This is a genomic window from Gottfriedia sp. ABJ_BB2_2, assembly GCF_055484705.1.
In genome coordinates, this window is sequence record NZ_JBVFKR010000016.1 from 36,114 (window position 1) to 52,658 (window position 16,545).

The 16,545-nt window shown below is 34.6% G+C and carries 17 protein-coding genes; all 17 read left to right on the plus strand.

The annotated features are described in order from the left end of the window. The first annotated feature begins 10 nt into the window (after positions 1 to 10). The 17 genes from ACX6U0_RS20695 (at position 11) to lysS (ending at position 16,123) form a co-directional block, all read left to right on the plus strand. Positions 11 to 748, plus strand: a complete 738-nt coding sequence (locus tag ACX6U0_RS20695; RefSeq protein ID WP_464961711.1) for a VWA domain-containing protein — start codon at positions 11 to 13, stop codon at positions 746 to 748. Then, on the plus strand, positions 711 to 1,727 hold the full coding sequence (locus ACX6U0_RS20700) for a protein kinase domain-containing protein (RefSeq protein ID WP_464961712.1): 1,017 nt from the start codon (positions 711 to 713) through the stop codon (positions 1,725 to 1,727). The genes ACX6U0_RS20695 and ACX6U0_RS20700 overlap by 38 nt, the downstream gene beginning before the upstream one ends. Before the next feature lie 69 nt (positions 1,728 to 1,796). Beyond that, positions 1,797 to 3,185 carry a tRNA lysidine(34) synthetase TilS gene (tilS, locus tag ACX6U0_RS20705; protein ID WP_464961713.1) on the plus strand — a complete coding sequence of 463 codons (1,389 nt, stop codon included), beginning with the start codon at positions 1,797 to 1,799 and terminating at the stop codon, positions 3,183 to 3,185. A 9-nt stretch (positions 3,186 to 3,194) separates the two neighbouring features. Beyond that, on the plus strand, positions 3,195 to 3,734 hold the full coding sequence (hpt, locus tag ACX6U0_RS20710; protein WP_464961714.1) for a hypoxanthine phosphoribosyltransferase: 540 nt from the start codon (positions 3,195 to 3,197) through the stop codon (positions 3,732 to 3,734). An 80-nt stretch (positions 3,735 to 3,814) separates the two neighbouring features. After that, positions 3,815 to 5,731 carry an ATP-dependent zinc metalloprotease FtsH gene (ftsH, locus tag ACX6U0_RS20715; protein WP_464961715.1) on the plus strand — a complete coding sequence of 639 codons (1,917 nt, stop codon included), beginning with the start codon at positions 3,815 to 3,817 and terminating at the stop codon, positions 5,729 to 5,731. A 172-nt stretch (positions 5,732 to 5,903) separates the two neighbouring features. Then, positions 5,904 to 6,668 carry a type III pantothenate kinase gene (locus ACX6U0_RS20720; protein WP_464961728.1) on the plus strand — a complete coding sequence of 255 codons (765 nt, stop codon included), beginning with the start codon at positions 5,904 to 5,906 and terminating at the stop codon, positions 6,666 to 6,668. Between the two features lie 13 nt (positions 6,669 to 6,681). Further along, the gene (gene hslO, locus ACX6U0_RS20725; RefSeq protein ID WP_464961716.1) at positions 6,682 to 7,557 is read left to right on the plus strand and encodes an Hsp33 family molecular chaperone HslO; all 876 of its coding nucleotides are present in this window, start codon (positions 6,682 to 6,684) and stop codon (positions 7,555 to 7,557) included. Positions 7,558 to 7,712: 155 nt separating this feature from the next. After that, positions 7,713 to 8,633 carry a cysteine synthase A gene (cysK, locus tag ACX6U0_RS20730; RefSeq protein ID WP_464961717.1) on the plus strand — a complete coding sequence of 307 codons (921 nt, stop codon included), beginning with the start codon at positions 7,713 to 7,715 and terminating at the stop codon, positions 8,631 to 8,633. A gap of 129 nt (positions 8,634 to 8,762) precedes the next feature. Further along, positions 8,763 to 10,178, plus strand: a complete 1,416-nt coding sequence (pabB, locus tag ACX6U0_RS20735) for an aminodeoxychorismate synthase, component I (protein ID WP_464961718.1) — start codon at positions 8,763 to 8,765, stop codon at positions 10,176 to 10,178. Beyond that, the gene (gene pabA, locus ACX6U0_RS20740) at positions 10,175 to 10,762 is read left to right on the plus strand and encodes an aminodeoxychorismate/anthranilate synthase component II (RefSeq protein ID WP_464961719.1); all 588 of its coding nucleotides are present in this window, start codon (positions 10,175 to 10,177) and stop codon (positions 10,760 to 10,762) included. Before pabB ends, pabA begins: the two co-directional genes overlap by 4 nt. Continuing rightward, complete coding sequence (gene pabC, locus ACX6U0_RS20745; protein ID WP_464961720.1) at positions 10,759 to 11,625, plus strand: aminodeoxychorismate lyase; 867 nt, start codon at positions 10,759 to 10,761, stop codon at positions 11,623 to 11,625. Before pabA ends, pabC begins: the two co-directional genes overlap by 4 nt. A 2-nt stretch (positions 11,626 to 11,627) precedes the next feature. Further along, positions 11,628 to 12,464 (plus strand): dihydropteroate synthase, encoded by an 837-nt coding sequence (folP, locus tag ACX6U0_RS20750; protein ID WP_464961721.1) that lies wholly within the window; start codon positions 11,628 to 11,630, stop codon positions 12,462 to 12,464. Beyond that, a complete protein-coding gene (gene folB / locus ACX6U0_RS20755) occupies positions 12,464 to 12,829 on the plus strand; it encodes a dihydroneopterin aldolase (protein ID WP_464961722.1) in 366 nt (121 codons plus the stop codon). The genes folP and folB overlap by 1 nt, the downstream gene beginning before the upstream one ends. Continuing rightward, the gene (folK, locus tag ACX6U0_RS20760; RefSeq protein ID WP_464961723.1) at positions 12,822 to 13,319 is read left to right on the plus strand and encodes a 2-amino-4-hydroxy-6-hydroxymethyldihydropteridine diphosphokinase; all 498 of its coding nucleotides are present in this window, start codon (positions 12,822 to 12,824) and stop codon (positions 13,317 to 13,319) included. The genes folB and folK overlap by 8 nt, the downstream gene beginning before the upstream one ends. Next, positions 13,271 to 13,471: a helix-turn-helix domain-containing protein gene (locus tag ACX6U0_RS20765; protein ID WP_088067061.1), complete on the plus strand. Its 201-nt coding sequence runs from the start codon at positions 13,271 to 13,273 to the stop codon at positions 13,469 to 13,471. Before folK ends, ACX6U0_RS20765 begins: the two co-directional genes overlap by 49 nt. 38 nt (positions 13,472 to 13,509) lie before the next feature. Next, on the plus strand, positions 13,510 to 14,508 hold the full coding sequence (gene dusB, locus ACX6U0_RS20770) for a tRNA dihydrouridine synthase DusB (RefSeq protein ID WP_464961724.1): 999 nt from the start codon (positions 13,510 to 13,512) through the stop codon (positions 14,506 to 14,508). Positions 14,509 to 14,641: 133 nt separating this feature from the next. After that, positions 14,642 to 16,123: a lysine--tRNA ligase gene (lysS, locus tag ACX6U0_RS20775; protein ID WP_464961725.1), complete on the plus strand. Its 1,482-nt coding sequence runs from the start codon at positions 14,642 to 14,644 to the stop codon at positions 16,121 to 16,123. Positions 16,124 to 16,545: the final 422 nt, after the last annotated feature.

Consider the following 16,545-nt stretch of genomic DNA (forward strand, 5'->3'; position numbering starts at 1 on the left):
GGGATTAAGTATGTATAAGGGAAAATTAAAACAAATCTTATTAATTACGGATGGCTATTCAAATCACGGAGAAGATCCATTAGCGGTAGCAAGCTTAGCAAAAGAATATGGCATTACAGTAAATGTTATTGGTATTTTAGATGAAAAATCTAAAAGCGGGGATGGTTTAAAAGAAATAGAAGATATTGCAGTTGCTGGTGGAGGGATAAGTCAAATTGTTTATTCAAAACAACTCTCTCAAACAGTTCAAATGGTTACTAGAAAAGCGATGACACAGACAATCCAAGGTTTTGTTAATAAGGAATTAAAACAAATATTAGGTTCAAGTAATTCAATTGAATCACTTCCACCTTCAAAGCGTGAAGAGGTATATGAGGTAGTTGAAGATATTGGAGAAACTGTTAGTTTAGAAGTTATTATTTTAGTAGATACAAGTGCTAGTATGAAAGATAAGTTAGAAACTGTAAAAGAATCTTTATTTGATCTACAAATCAGCTTAAATTCACGTACTGGTGATAATGCATTTTCATTATTTATATTTCCAGGGAAACATAATGATGTTGATAAAATACTCGACTGGACACCTAAGCTTGAAAAGTTAAATACTATTTTTCCTAAGTTAACAATGGGTGGTCTTACACCGACTGGTCCAGCTTTACGAGAAGCTCTAAATTATTTTAATGACCAAAGCTATAGTAGGGGTAAATACGATGGTGATGATGAACAATCAATCGAATGGGCAGATTAATTTAGCGGCAGGTACTGTTATTACTGGTAAGTGGAATAAAAATCAATATAAAATTAAGAGTCTATTAGGAAACGGAGCGAATGGAACCGTCTATCTGGCTTTATCTAAAAACGGAGAAATTGCACTGAAGTTGAGTAAGGACTCTACAAACATAACGAATGAAGTAAATGTTCTGAAAAAAATTACAAAGGTCCAAGGTTCATTCCTCGGGCCTTCTTTTATAGATGTGGATGACTATATTGATCCATATACAAAAGAAAGCTACTATTTTTATGTGATGGAATATGTTAACGGGGTTAGCTTGCCTCAATTCATTGAACGTAATGGAATGGAATGGAGTAGCATATTTATCATTCAACTTTTATCATTATTATCAAATCTACATGATAAGGGATATATTTTTGGAGATTTAAAGACCGACAATTTACTAGTAACAAAAGAACCATATAAAGTTCAATGGATTGATTTTGGTGGCGTAACCCAGATGGGACGAGCAGTAAAAGAATTTACTGAGTTTTTCGATCGTGGATACTGGGGATTAGGCTCAAGGAAAGCAGAAATCTCCTATGATTTATTTTCTGTGTCAATGATTTTTATTCATTTACATTCTAAAAAGCAATTCTTGAAAAATGGACAAGGTATTAAACAAATTGAGCAGGTTATTCATCAGACTTCTTCACTAAAACCTTATAAAGATTTTTTATTAAAGGGATTAGAAGGTAAGTATTCAAGTGCTAATCAAATGAAGCAGGACTTACTTATGCATGAACAGAAGATTACGAAAAGAAATCACCAAATGAATAAAGTATCTAAATCTTCTAATGCAAAAAATCCGAATGTAACTAGATCTAGTCAAACAGCAACAAGAACTCAAGTTAAAGTGATGCAAAAGAAAAAAAGAAGTCATTGGTTTGAAACATCAACAATTGTTTTATTATTAGGCTTAGCTTATGCCTTGTATTTTTATTATCAGCTTTAATCATAGTACTCCAAGTGTAGTAATGATAACATATATATATAATTTTGCTTTTCATTAGGAGTAGGAAGAATGGTTATTAATCAATTGAAGGATTTTATCAAACAAAATAGAATTCCATCAAATAGTTGTATTGTGATTGGTGTTTCCGGCGGACCAGATTCAATGGCTTTAGCTCATTCATTTTTGTCCGTAAGGGATGAGTATGATTTCTCACTCGTCGTCGCACATGTCGATCATATGTTTAGGGGACAAGAGTCATTAGACGATTTAGAGTATGTAAAAAAATGGTGTCTCCTAAACAATGTTGTATTTGAAGGTGAAAGTATACATGTTAATCAATTTATAGAAGAATCTGGTTTAAGTTCTCAGCAAGCTGCTAGAGAATGTCGTTATCAATTTTTTGATAAAATAATGACGAAATATCATGCAAATTATTTAGCGCTTGGCCATCATGGAGAAGATCAGATTGAAACGATATTAATGAGACTAGTTAGAGGTAGCTCGACAATAGGTTATGCTGGTATAAGGGAAAGGCGTCCATTTAGTACCGGTGAGATTATACGTCCATTTTTGGAGCTAAGAAAGCACGAATTAATTGATTATTGTCAAGATCATCAAATAACTCCTCGTCAAGACCCAAGCAACGCTAAAAATGTTTATACGAGAAACCGCTTTAGGCATCAAGTACTTCCATTTGTTTTTGAGGAGAATCCAGTAGCTCATAAACGATTTCAAAATTTTAGCAGACAACTTCTTGAAGATGAGCAGTATTTAATGGAATTATCTGTAGAAGCTTTGAATACAGTTATAAAAAATAAACAAAAACAAGCAGTTACTATAGATATACAACTGTTATTAAAAATGCCTATATCTTTACAAAGAAGATGTATTCAACTAATATTAGAATATGTTTACCTACATATCCCTAATGGCTTGACACAAGGTCATATAAATTCGATTCTGACTTTGTTGAAGAACGGAAAAACTGCTTGGGAACAGCATTTACCTGAAGATTTAATCGTAACACGCTCTTATGATGAATGTTCATTTGCGTTTACGCATGTGAATGTGAAATATTATACTATTTCAATCGAAGAGCCAGGTATCTATGAAACACCAAACGGTTTTACGTTGAAAGTTGAATACATAAGCGAATATCATGACTCAAAAAATGATATGTTTATATGCTCAGTTAAGGATGTATCTTTTCCTCTCATCGTTCGAAATAGAAAGAATGGTGACCGAATGTCATTAAAGGGTATGAATGGGTCAAAAAAGATAAAAGATATATTTATTGATGAAAAAATGAAACAATCATTACGCAATGAATGGCCGATTATTACCGATAGTCAGGATCAGATACTTTGGATTCCATTAATTAAAAAATCTGCTTTTGAAAGAAATTTTTCGGTTGACGAACCACTTATTGCTATACAGGTCGTTTCAAAGAGTTTCTAGGAGGAAAAAATGAAACAAGACATTCAACAAGTATTAGTTAGTGAAGAGGCAATTCAAGAAAAAGTGAAAGAATTAGGTAAAGCCCTAACAGAAGAATACAAAGATCGCTTTCCACTTGTAGTGGGTGTTCTAAAAGGTGCTCTTCCTTTCATGTCTGATTTAATTAAACATATCGATACATATATTGAAATCGATTTTATGGACGTTTCAAGCTATGGACATAGTACAGTTTCTTCTGGTGAGGTAAAAATCGTCAAAGATTTAAACACTTCTGTCGAAGGAAGAGATGTCGTTATTCTAGAAGATATTATTGATAGTGGTCTTACATTAAACTATTTAGTTGAATTATTTAAACACCGTAAAGCGAATACAGTAAAGATTGTAACTTTATTAGATAAGCCAAGCGGTCGTAAAGCAAACATTGAAGCAGATCTTGTAGGTTTTGAAGTACCTGATGCATTCGTAGTTGGATATGGTTTAGATTATATCGAACGTTACCGAAATCTGCCGTATGTTGGCGTTTTAAAGCCTGAAGTTTATACGAAATAAGTCAAGTTTTATTCGTTTGTTTACATAGTATAACTATGCTACTATATAAAGTAATCAAATCGAAAGAGAGGAGGTTTGGAATGAATCGAATTTTCCGTAATACAGTCTTTTACATATTAATCTTCTTAGTTGTGATCGGCGTTGTTACATATTTCAATGGGTCCGAATCTCAAGTAAAGAAAGTAAGTTACGATAAATTTTATAATGCGTTACAGCAAGGTGAAGTTACTAAATTCGAGTACCAACCTAAAAATGGAGTATACATAGTTAGAGGGCAATTTGAAGGTGCGAAAAAAGGAGAACAATTCCAAACACAAGTACCTATTAGCGATGAAACAACTAAAATCATAAATGCTGCAATCGCAGAAAAAGATACAGTTGTAGACGTTAAGCAAGCTGAAACAACAAGTGCATGGGTTCAAATACTTACTTCGCTAATTCCGTTTGTTATTATTTTCATTCTGTTCTTCTTCTTGATGAATCAAGCTCAAGGTGGCGGAAGCCGAGTAATGAACTTTGGGAAGAGCAAAGCACGTCTTTATAACGATGAAAAGAAAAAAGTGCGTTTTAAAGATGTTGCAGGTGCAGATGAAGAGAAACAAGAGCTTGTCGAAGTTGTTGAATTCTTAAAAGATCCACGTAAATTCTCGGAACTTGGTGCAAGAATACCTAAAGGGGTACTTTTAGTAGGACCTCCAGGTACTGGTAAAACATTATTAGCGAGAGCTGTAGCTGGAGAAGCTGGCGTGCCATTCTTCTCAATCAGTGGTTCTGATTTCGTTGAAATGTTTGTCGGGGTAGGTGCTTCTCGAGTTCGTGATTTATTTGAAAACGCGAAGAAAAATGCGCCATGTATCATTTTCATTGATGAGATTGATGCAGTAGGTCGTCAACGTGGTGCCGGATTAGGTGGAGGTCACGATGAGCGTGAACAAACACTTAACCAATTGCTTGTAGAAATGGATGGTTTCGGTGCAAACGAAGGAATTATTATCATTGCTGCAACAAACCGTGCTGATGTATTAGACCCAGCGTTATTACGTCCAGGTCGTTTTGATAGACAAATTACAGTTGATCGTCCAGATGTTGTGGGACGTGAGGCAGTATTAAAGGTTCATTCAAGAAACAAACCATTAGATCCTGAAGTAGATTTAAAAGCGATCGCGCAAAGAACTCCTGGATTTTCTGGTGCTGACTTAGAAAACTTATTAAACGAAGCAGCTTTAGTGGCGGCTCGTCGTGATAAAAAGAAAATTGATATGCTTGATATTGACGAAGCAACTGACCGAGTAATTGCTGGTCCTGCAAAGAAAAATAAAGTTATATCTGAAAAAGAACGTAAAATTGTTGCGTTCCACGAAGCTGGTCATACAGTAATCGGCCAAGTGCTTGATGAAGCTGAAATGGTACACAAAGTAACAATCGTACCTCGTGGTCAAGCTGGTGGTTATGCAGTTATGTTACCAAAAGAAGATCGATACTTTATGACGAAACCAGAATTACTAGATAAAATTACAGGTCTACTCGGTGGGCGTGTAGCTGAAGAAGTAGTATTTGGTGAAGTAAGTACTGGAGCTCATAATGACTTCCAACGTGCAACAGGTATCGCTCGTCGTATGGTTACTGAATTTGGTATGAGTGATAAATTGGGTCCGCTTCAGTTTGGTCAATCTCAAGGTGGTAATGTATTCCTTGGAAGAGACTTTAATAATGAGCAAAATTATAGTGATAAGATTGCTTATGAAATTGACGTGGAAATTCAAACAATTATTAAAGATTGTTACGCAAAAGCTACTGATATTATCACAAAGCACCGTGATAAATTAGACTTACTTGCTAACACTTTATTAGAAGTAGAAACGTTAGATGCAAAAGGAATTAAGAGTCTTTGGGAACAAGGCACACTTCCTACATCAACTGCTTCTACTGATGAGGTTAAAGTGAACATTGCTCCTAAAAAGGACGATGAACCAACTGAACCAAAAATTACAGAATAAAAATAGAGAGTGTCTATCTAGACACTCTTTCTTTTTTGTTCTCAAAGCAACTATTTTTAATCTAATAATAACTTGTGTTATCATATTTTTTATAGTGATAAAAATGAAGTTTGAAACGAAAAATATAAAAAATGATCGGTTTTATTTCTGAAATGGAGAGTCGGTGGATATTATGTTATTTGTAATAGATGTTGGAAATACAAATACTGTTCTTGGTGTTTATCAAGAAGATGAATTAATACATCATTGGAGAATTGAAACAAATCGATATAAAACAGAAGATGAATATGGCATGGTGATTGGTTCATTATTACAATATGCTGGTATACAATTTGATGAGTTCCACGCGGTGATTATCTCATCAGTTGTACCACCTATCATGTTTTCGTTAGAAAGAATGGCGACGAAATATTTTAAACAAAAACCATTAATAGTTGGTCCTGGAATTAAGACAGGCTTAAACATTAAATATGATAATCCGAAAGAAGTCGGTGCGGATCGTATTGTAAATGCTGTAGCTGGAATTGCGCAATACGGTAGTCCTCTAATTATTGTAGATTTTGGAACAGCTACTACATATTGTTATATTGATGAAAACAAAAATTATATAGGTGGAGCGATTGCTCCAGGAATTAATATTTCTACAGAAGCACTTTATACAAAAGCTTCTAAGTTACCACGAATTGAGCTAACTAGACCTTCTAATATTGTTGGCCGAACAACAGTTGAGGCGATGCAGGTTGGAATTCTCTATGGTTATGTTGGGCAAGTGGAAGGTATTGTGAAACGAATGAAAGAACAAGCAAAGGTAGAACCTACAGTAATAGCAACTGGTGGTCTTGCTTCTCTAATATCTAAAGAGTCGGATATTATTGATGTGATGGATCCATATTTAACGCTAAAAGGACTACATTTAATTTATAAACGAAATTCATAAAAAGGAGTTCATCATGAAGGATTATTTAGTAAAAGCATTAGCTTTTAATGGTGAGGTACGTGCATATAGTATTAGATCAACAAACATCGTAAGGGAAGCGCAAGAACGACATGATACATGGTCAAATGCATCTGCTGCTTTAGGTCGTACGTTAACAGCTGGAGCAATGATGGGTGCTATGCTTAAAGGTGAGGAAAAATTAACACTTAAGATTGAAGGTAATGGTCCACTTGGACATATTTTAGTCGATAGTAATGCAAAAGGCGAGGTACGTGGCTATGTTGCGAATCCGCATGTGCAAACTGAACTGAATCAATTTGGAAAAATTGATGTAGCAAAAGCAGTTGGTACAATAGGTACAGTTTCAGTAGTAAAAGATATCGGTATGAAAGAACCATTTACTGGTCAAGTGCCAATTGTATCTGGCGAGCTAGGAGAAGATTTCACATACTATTTTGCTGTATCAGAGCAAACTCCTTCATCTGTAGGTGTAGGTGTACTAGTAAACCCTGATCATACGATTTTGGCTAGTGGAGGATTTATTATTCAAATCCTGCCTGGTGCAAACGACGAGTGTATTACAAAAATTGAAAATCGCCTAAAAACAATTAAACCAGTTTCTAAGTTAATTGAAGAAGGACTTACTCCGGAAGAACTTCTATATGAAGTATTAGGGAAAGAAGAAGTACGAATCTTAGAAACAATGGATGTGAAATTCCAATGCCAATGTTCTAGAGAAAGAATCGAAGGAGCATTAGTTAGTATAGGTAAACAGGAATTACAGCTAATTTTAGAAGAAGATGGTGAGGCAGAAGTTAAATGTCATTTCTGTAATGAAGCTTACCATTTTTCAGAAGAGCAACTAAAAGAGTTAATTAGCCAAATGTAAGCAAAAAATTTAGGAATTTGTCAGATATACTATTCATAATTTGTTATGTAGACATACAAGTTTATGAATAGTATAAATTGTTTGACAGATTCTTTTCTTTTTATAATAATGTATATTAAACAGGTCAATATACTTGGGATTAGGAGTGAAGGGAAATGAAGGTTGCAAATTCGGTTTATGAATTAATCGGTCAAACTCCAATAGTGAAGCTAAACAGATTAGTAGATGAAGACAGTGCGGAAATTTACTTAAAACTGGAATTTATGAATCCAGGTAGTAGTGTAAAGGATCGTATTGCTTTAGCAATGATTGAGGATTCAGAGAAAAAAGGCTTATTAAAACAAGGCGACACAATTATCGAACCAACAAGTGGAAACACGGGAATTGGACTAGCGATGGTTGCTGCAGCAAAAGGTTATAAAACAATATTAGTAATGCCAGAAACGATGAGTATTGAAAGACGCAATCTTCTACGTGCTTATGGAGCAGAATTAGTATTAACACCAGGTCCAGAAGGTATGGGTGGAGCAATTCGTAAAGCAGATGAGCTTGCAAAAGAAAATGGATACTTTATTCCACAGCAATTCAAGAATTTATCTAATCCTGAAGTACATCGTTTAACAACGGGTCCTGAGATAGTTGATCAAATGGGCGAGCAATTAGATGCTTTTGTTTCAGGTGTTGGTACAGGTGGTACAATTTCTGGAGCAGGATCAGTATTAAAAGAAGCTTATCCAGGTATTAAAATTGTAGCGGTTGAGCCAGAAGATTCACCTGTTTTATCAGGTGGTAAACCAGGACCACATAAAATTCAGGGAATAGGTGCTGGATTTATTCCTGACATATTAAATACTGACATTTATGATGAAGTTATTCAAATTAAAAATGATGTAGCAATGGAAACTGCAAGAAAAGTAGCTAAAGAAGAAGGAATCTTAGTTGGTATTTCTTCTGGAGCAGCTATTTATGCAGCTCAACAAGTTGCTAAAAAGCTAGGAAAAGGTAAGAAAGTACTAGCTATTATTCCAAGTAATGGTGAGCGTTACTTAAGTACAGCTTTATATCAATTCGAATAAAATTTAAATTTAAACAATCCCTTTGCTTCAAGGCGGAGGGATTTTTTGTTATCTAATGAAATGCTTTGATGTATAGTTCCTTATTTTTGTGTAAAATGAAAAAAGGAAGCAAACAGAGGGGGATTTCATATGAAGTATGAAATATTTTCAAAAGTATTAAATTTTAACAAATCTTTCTTCTATCACTTTGTAGAGATGGCTAAAGACAAAAAGAATGCTGTACTACTTGAAAGTGGACGTGATGGAAGATATTCAATTATGGCATCAAATCCCGTTGCAAAAATTTATGGTAAATATAATACATTAACAATAGAAGATCATTTAGGAAAAACAGAAGAGAACGGTAATCCGATTGATCTTGCGAAAAAGTATTTAACAAAATACACAGTAAACAAGCGTGATGATTTACCTCCATTTCAAGGTGGAGCGGTTGGGTATTTCACATATGACTGCAACCGTTATATAGAAGACATTCCAAACCTTGCAGAAGATGTTTATAACATACCTGATGTATATTTACTCGTATTTCATGAGGTTATCATTTTCGACCATCAAGACCAGTTATTGTATTTAATTGCAATTGATGAAATTGAAAATAAAGAAATTGCGTTAGAAAAGCTAGAATCATTGGAAGCATTCTTTGTAAAAGAAGTGGAAAAAGTAAACATAGATACGAAAAGTCCTGAACAACTTCAAAAAACAGTTTATATGTCTGAGGAAACCTTTACTGAGGCTGTAGGAAAGGTAAAGGATTACATTGGTGCTGGTGATGTATTTCAAGTGAATTTATCGGTTCTTCAATCAGAAACATTGGTAACAGACCCGATTCATATTTACGAGCAATTAAGAGAAATCAATCCTTCTCCATATATGTCATTTTTAGAATTTGATGAATTTCAAATTGTAAGTTGTTCGCCAGAGCTACTTGTAGCAAAGAGAGATCAAGAAGTTTGGACAAGACCAATTGCTGGTACAAGGTCCCGTGGTAACACACCTGAGGAAGAAGCTCAATTAATGGAAGAACTACGTTCAAATGAAAAAGAACAGGCTGAACATATAATGTTGGTTGATTTAGAACGAAATGATTTAGGACGAGTATGTAAATATGGTTCAGTCGAAGTTGATGAGTTATTGGTTATTGAGAAGTACTCACACGTTATGCATTTGGTGTCAAATGTGCGAGGAGAATTAAAAGAGGACAAAGATTCATTCGATTTGCTAAAAGCAGTATTTCCCGGGGGAACAATTACTGGTGCGCCTAAAATTCGTACAATGGAGATAATTGAGGAGCTAGAGCCAACTAAACGAGGAATTTATACAGGTTCAGTTGGATGGATCAGTTTTACAGGTGATATGGAGTTAAATATCACAATCCGTACAATGATTACGAAGGATCAACAAGCGTATGTACAAGCAGGTGCAGGTATCGTAATTGATTCGAATCCTAAGCACGAGTACTTGGAAAGCTTAAAGAAAGCTCAAGCATTATGGACAGCTAAGCAGGTAAGTGAACAAAAAGCTAAGTTAGGTGGTATACAAGCATGATTTTAATGATTGATAACTACGATTCTTTTACTTACAACCTTGTACAATATTTAGGTGAACTAGGTGAAGAACTAGTTGTAAAAAGAAATGATGAAATCACTTTAGAAGAAATAGAAGCAATGGCCCCTACTTATTTGATGATTTCACCCGGACCATGTACACCAAATGAAGCCGGTATTAGTTTAAAAGCCATAGAATACTTCGCAGGTAAAATGCCTATTTTAGGTGTGTGTTTAGGACATCAGGCGATTGCTCAAGTTTTCGGTGGTGAAGTAATCCGTGCAAAAACACTTATGCATGGAAAGACGTCTTCTATTACACACGAAGGTTTGGGGTTATTTAGCGATTTACCATCACCTATTGATGTGACGAGATATCACTCTTTAATTGTTGACGAAAATAGCTTCCCAGATCAATTACAAGTTACAGCTTGGACAAGTGATGGAGAAATAATGGCCTTAAAACATAAAACATTGCCGATTGAAGGCGTTCAATTTCATCCTGAATCAATTATGTCTCAGTTTGGAAAAGAGATGCTTAAAAACTTTTTAGAGTTATATAAACCATCTAGGAGTAAAATATGAAGATTTATTTCAATGGAGAATACTTGAATGATTTTGAAGTGAAAATCTCTCCATTTGATCATGGCTTTTTATATGGGATAGGTGTATTTGAGACATTTAGAATCTATGATGGACACCCATTCCTATTATTTGATCATCTAAATCGATTAAGACATTCTTTAAATGAATTAAATATTGAGTGGAACATGCCAAACGAGGAAATACAAGATATTTTAATACAATTAGTTGAGATGAACAATTTAAAGGATGCGTATATTCGTTTAAATGTTTCTGCAGGCGATGGAGAGATTGGTCTATATACAGGTATGTATCAAAAACCAAATACAATTATATTTGTAAAACCAATGCCCCTTTCAAATATTACCGAAAAGGAAGGGGTCATTCTACGCACGCCAAGAAATTCTCCTGAAGGTAGAGAAAGATTAAAGTCGCATCATTATCTAAATAATATTATTGGAAAAAAAGAAATTGGAAACTCTCCTAGTTTGGAAGGGATTTTTCTTACGAAGGAAGGTTACATTTCTGAGGGGATCGTTTCAAATATATTTTTTATTAAGAAGGGTAAAATGTATACTCCTCACATCGATACTGGAATATTAAATGGGATTACAAGACAATTTGTACTTCATTGGTCAAATATAAATGGCATTACGTATGAAGAAGGTTTTTATTCAGAAGAAGAGTTAATTGATAGTGATGAGATTTTTATCACGAACTCTATTCAAGAAATGATTCCGATTACGACAATTGATCAACATATCTATACATTACATGAAGACAGTCTTATTTATAAACTTCAAAAAGATTATCGTAGCTACACAACACATTTATTTAGCAGGTATGAAATAGAAAGGAGTGAATAATCATGAGAAGAGCAAAAACACCTTTGCTTTGCGGGAATTATTCATTACCAATTCAAAATGAAACAATTATTATGGGGATTTTAAATGCCACTCCAGACTCATTTTCCGACGGTGGCAAGTATAACGAGGTAGAACTGGCGATTAAACATGCGAAGAAACTAATTGCTGATGGAGCGAAAATTATAGATGTAGGTGGAGAATCTACAAGACCTGGAGCGGCAAAGGTTGATGAGGAAGAAGAAATTAAAAGGGTTATTCCAATTATAAAAGCTCTGTCTAATGAAATAGACGTTCCAATTTCAATTGATACATACAAATCTGAGGTAGCAAAACAAGCAGTTGAAGCTGGCGCAACAATCATTAATGATGTTTGGGGAGCAAAAAAAGATCCTCGTATCGCAGAAGTTGCGGCATCTTACCAAGTGCCCATTTGTTTAATGCATAACCGAACAAACGAAGATTATTATAGTTTAATGAGTGATTTGATATGCGATTTAGTTGAAAGTATTCAAATTGCAAAGAGTGCTGGTGTAAAAGATGAGATGATTATTCTTGATCCGGGTATCGGATTTGCAAAGACAGCTAAACAAAATTTAGAAGTGATGAATCAATTAGAGCAAATTAAATCATTAGATTATCCAGTCCTGCTTGGTACTTCGAGAAAAAGATTTATCGGACAAGTCCTTGGAACTGAAGTTGATGAGCGGATGGAAGGGACGGGAGCGACTGTTTGTCTTGGTATAACCAAGGGTTGTGAAATCGTTCGAGTACATGATGTCTTACCGATTTCTCGTATGGCTAAAATGATGGATGCAATGTTACAGATAGGAGATCAATAATGGATAAGATTTATGTAACAGGGATGAAATTTTATGGGTACCACGGTGTTTACAAAGAAGAGAAAACACTTGGTCAACGATTTAATGTGGATTTAATTGTCGAATTAGATACAAAAAAAGCAGGAAAAACCGATGATTTGGCGTATTCAGTAAGTTACGCAGATTTATACAAGACATGTGAAGAAGTCGTTCAAGGTAAATCGTATGATTTAGTTGAGGCAGTAGCTGAAGAGGTTGCTTCACAAATATTACATACTTATGATTTAATTCAACAGTGTACAGTGAAAGTAATTAAACCAGATCCGCCGATACCAGGTCACTATGATTACGTAGCAGTTGAAATAACAAGGGGTCGTTATGAATAATCAATCATACATAAGTTTAGGTACAAATATAGGAGACCGAGAAGGTTTTCTTACAAAAGCAATACAAGAAATTAGACAACATGAAGATATAAGTGTTGAACAGATTTCATCAATTTATGAAACAGACCCAGTCGGTTATTTAGATCAAGATCCATTTTTAAATTTAGTCATTAAAATTTCTACCGATTTAACGCCACTACAACTGCTTGAAGTAACGCAGAGTATAGAAAATAACCTTGGTAGAAAAAGAGAATTACGTTGGGGTCCAAGAACAATAGACCTTGACATTTTACTCTATAATCAAGAAAATATAGAAGTTGAGCACCTAAGAATACCTCACCCTAGAATGTTTGAAAGAAGCTTTGTATTAATACCTTTAAAAGAAATTAACCCATCGCTTAAGGTTGAAAATAAATTGTTAGAAGACAAAGGGGTACGATTATGGAAGCAGAAAAATGGGGGAGAAGAATTAGGGCTTTTAGAAAGTTAAAAGGCTATACCCAAGAAGGTTTTGCGAAAAATCTAGGCGTATCCGTTTCTGTTCTAGGAGAAGTAGAACGTGGAAACCGTATGCCGTCAGAACAGTTTTTGCATGACTGTGCAAAACAATTAAAAGTAAGTGTAGAGGAACTCTCAATATAGATTTTAGGTTTTGAAGCGAAATGGAAGGGGGATGGGATGTGCTGAAAATTGGTGACATCGAGATGAAAAATCCCGTCGTACTAGCACCTATGGCCGGGGTGTGTAACTCGGCTTTTCGATTAACGGTAAAAGAATTTGGAGCAGGATTAGTTTGTGCTGAAATGGTAAGTGATAAAGCGATTCTTAACAATAACAAAAGAACATTAGAAATGCTTTATATGGATGAACGTGAAAAACCATTAAGTTTACAAATATTTGGTGGAGAAAAATCTTCATTAGTAGAAGCTGCTAAGTACGTAGATGAAAATACTAATGCAGATATTATCGATATTAATATGGGTTGCCCTGTGCCAAAAATAACAAAAGTTGATGCGGGTGCCAAATGGTTATTAGATCCTAATAAAATTCATGAAATGGTTTATGCAGTATCTCAAAATGTAAGTAAACCTGTAACTGTTAAAATGCGACTTGGTTGGGATGACGATCATATATATGTAGTGGAAAATGCAAAAGCTGTTGAAGCAGCTGGCGGAAAGGCTGTTACAATTCATGGTCGTACACGCTATCAAATGTATGAGGGTAAATCTGACTGGAGCTGGATTAAAGAAGTTAAAAATCAGGTTTCAATTCCAGTAATAGGAAATGGTGACGTAGAAACACCTCAAGATGCTAAGCGTATGTTAGATGAAACTGGCTGTGATGGCGTTATGATTGGTCGAGCGGCACTAGGGAATCCTTGGATGATCTATCGTACGGTTAATTATCTAGAATCAGGTATTTTAATGCCAGAGCCAACACCACGTGAAAAGATTGATGTATGTCTATTGCATATGGACCGATTAATTGAATTGAAAAATGAACATGTTGCTTTATTGGAAATGAGAAAACATGCTGCATGGTATTTAAAAGGCATGAAAGGTACTACAACAGTTCGTAACCAAATCAACGAAGTGAATACTCGTGAAGAGATGGTTAATCTATTAACGGCGTATGTTAATGAAGTAGAAGCAAAAATGGATGCTATTGGAGCTTTGTAAGTTTGACAGGTTTCCCTTGACAAAATATAATATGATATAGTAAACAAAACTGCCAGATAGATACCTGGCAGTTTTTCTATTAAAATCATATTGTATTTATATACTTATTGAATAAAAACGTGGAGATGAGAAGATGAGTCACGAAGAATTAAATGACCAAGCCCTGATTCGTAGGGAAAAATTGAAAACTCTTGAAGAAAAAGGAATCGATCCTTTCGGTAAAAAATTTATCCGTTCACACTCTTCAAGTGAACTTTTAGCACAGTTTGATCAATTTTCTAAAGAAGAATTAGAAGAAAAAGCAATTATTGTTTCATTCGCAGGCCGTGTAATGACGAAACGTGGTAAAGGGAAAGCTGGATTTGCTCACGTACAAGATTTAAATGGACAAGTTCAAATCTATGTTCGTAAAGATGCTGTGGGTGAAGAGAGCTACGAAATCTTTGACATTACTGACTTAGGTGACATTGTAGGTGTTAAAGGTGAAGTGTTTAAAACAAATGTTGGAGAATTATCTATTAAGGTAAAGGAATATACTTTCCTATCGAAAGCATTATTACCACTTCCAGATAAATTCCATGGTTTACAAGATGTGGAACAACGTTATCGCCAACGTTACTTAGATTTAATGAACATGGAAAGTCGTCAAACGTTTATTTCTCGTAGTAAAATCATTCAATCAATGAGACGTTATCTTGATAGCCAAGGTTATTTAGAAGTTGAAACGCCTATGTTGCATGCAATCGCAGGTGGAGCTTCAGCTAGACCGTTTATCACACACCATAACGCTCTTGATATGGAATTATATATGCGTATCGCTATTGAGTTACACTTAAAACGATTAATCGTAGGTGGACTAGAAAAAGTTTATGAAATCGGTCGAGTATTCCGTAACGAAGGTATTTCAACACGTCATAACCCAGAGTTTACGATGATTGAATTATATGAAGCTTATGCAGATTATCAAGACATCATGGAACTGACTGAGAACTTAATCGCTCATATCGCTAAAGAAGTTTTAGGTACAACAACAATTCCTTATGGTGAGTATACAGTAAACCTAGAGCCAAAATGGACAAGACTTCATATGGTTGATGCAATTAAAGAAGCATGCGGAGTAGATTTCTGGCCTGAAATGTCAGTAGAACAAGCAAGAGAATTTGCTAAAGAGCATAAAGTAGAGATTAATAACAATATGTCTGTTGGACATATCATTAATGAATTCTTTGAACAAAAAGTAGAAGAAACATTAATTCAACCTACATTTATTTATGGTCATCCGGTTGAAATTTCACCATTAGCGAAAAAGAATGCAGATGATCCTCGTTTTACGGATCGTTTTGAATTATTTATCGTGGCTCGTGAGCATGCGAATGCTTTTACAGAGTTAAATGATCCAATTGATCAAAAACAACGCTTTGAAGCACAATTGAAAGAACGTGAGCTTGGAAATGATGAAGCGCATATGATGGATGACGATTATATCGAAGCATTAGAACATGGTATGCCACCAACTGGAGGATTAGGTATTGGTATCGACAGACTAGTGATGCTATTAACTAATTCACCTTCAATTCGTGACGTACTATTATTCCCACTTATGAGACATAAATAATATAGAACATGGCTGACTAAACATTTGTTTAGTCAGCTTTTTTAATTGTGATTGTCTATTAAACATTGTTATCAGGCTAATCTTAAAAAGCTAATTTAAAATGTATTTTATATGTTTAATAAAATATGGATTCTGAATTAAAAGAATTTAAATTTAGGTATTGTGTTTATAGTTTTTTGGTGTTATATTATTAAACGTTGTCACATTAAAACGATGTCGATGACAAATAAATAAATATAAAAAAACGTTGACAACATTTGAAAGAAAATGTTATGATGTTTAAGTCGCTTCTGAAGCGACAAAGTGAACTTTGAAAACTAAACAAAACATGAAGTAAAACGTCAATTATTAGTTTTTTGAGCAATACAAGATTTAAACTTAACTATTATGGAGAGTTTGATCCTGGCTCAGGACGAACGCTG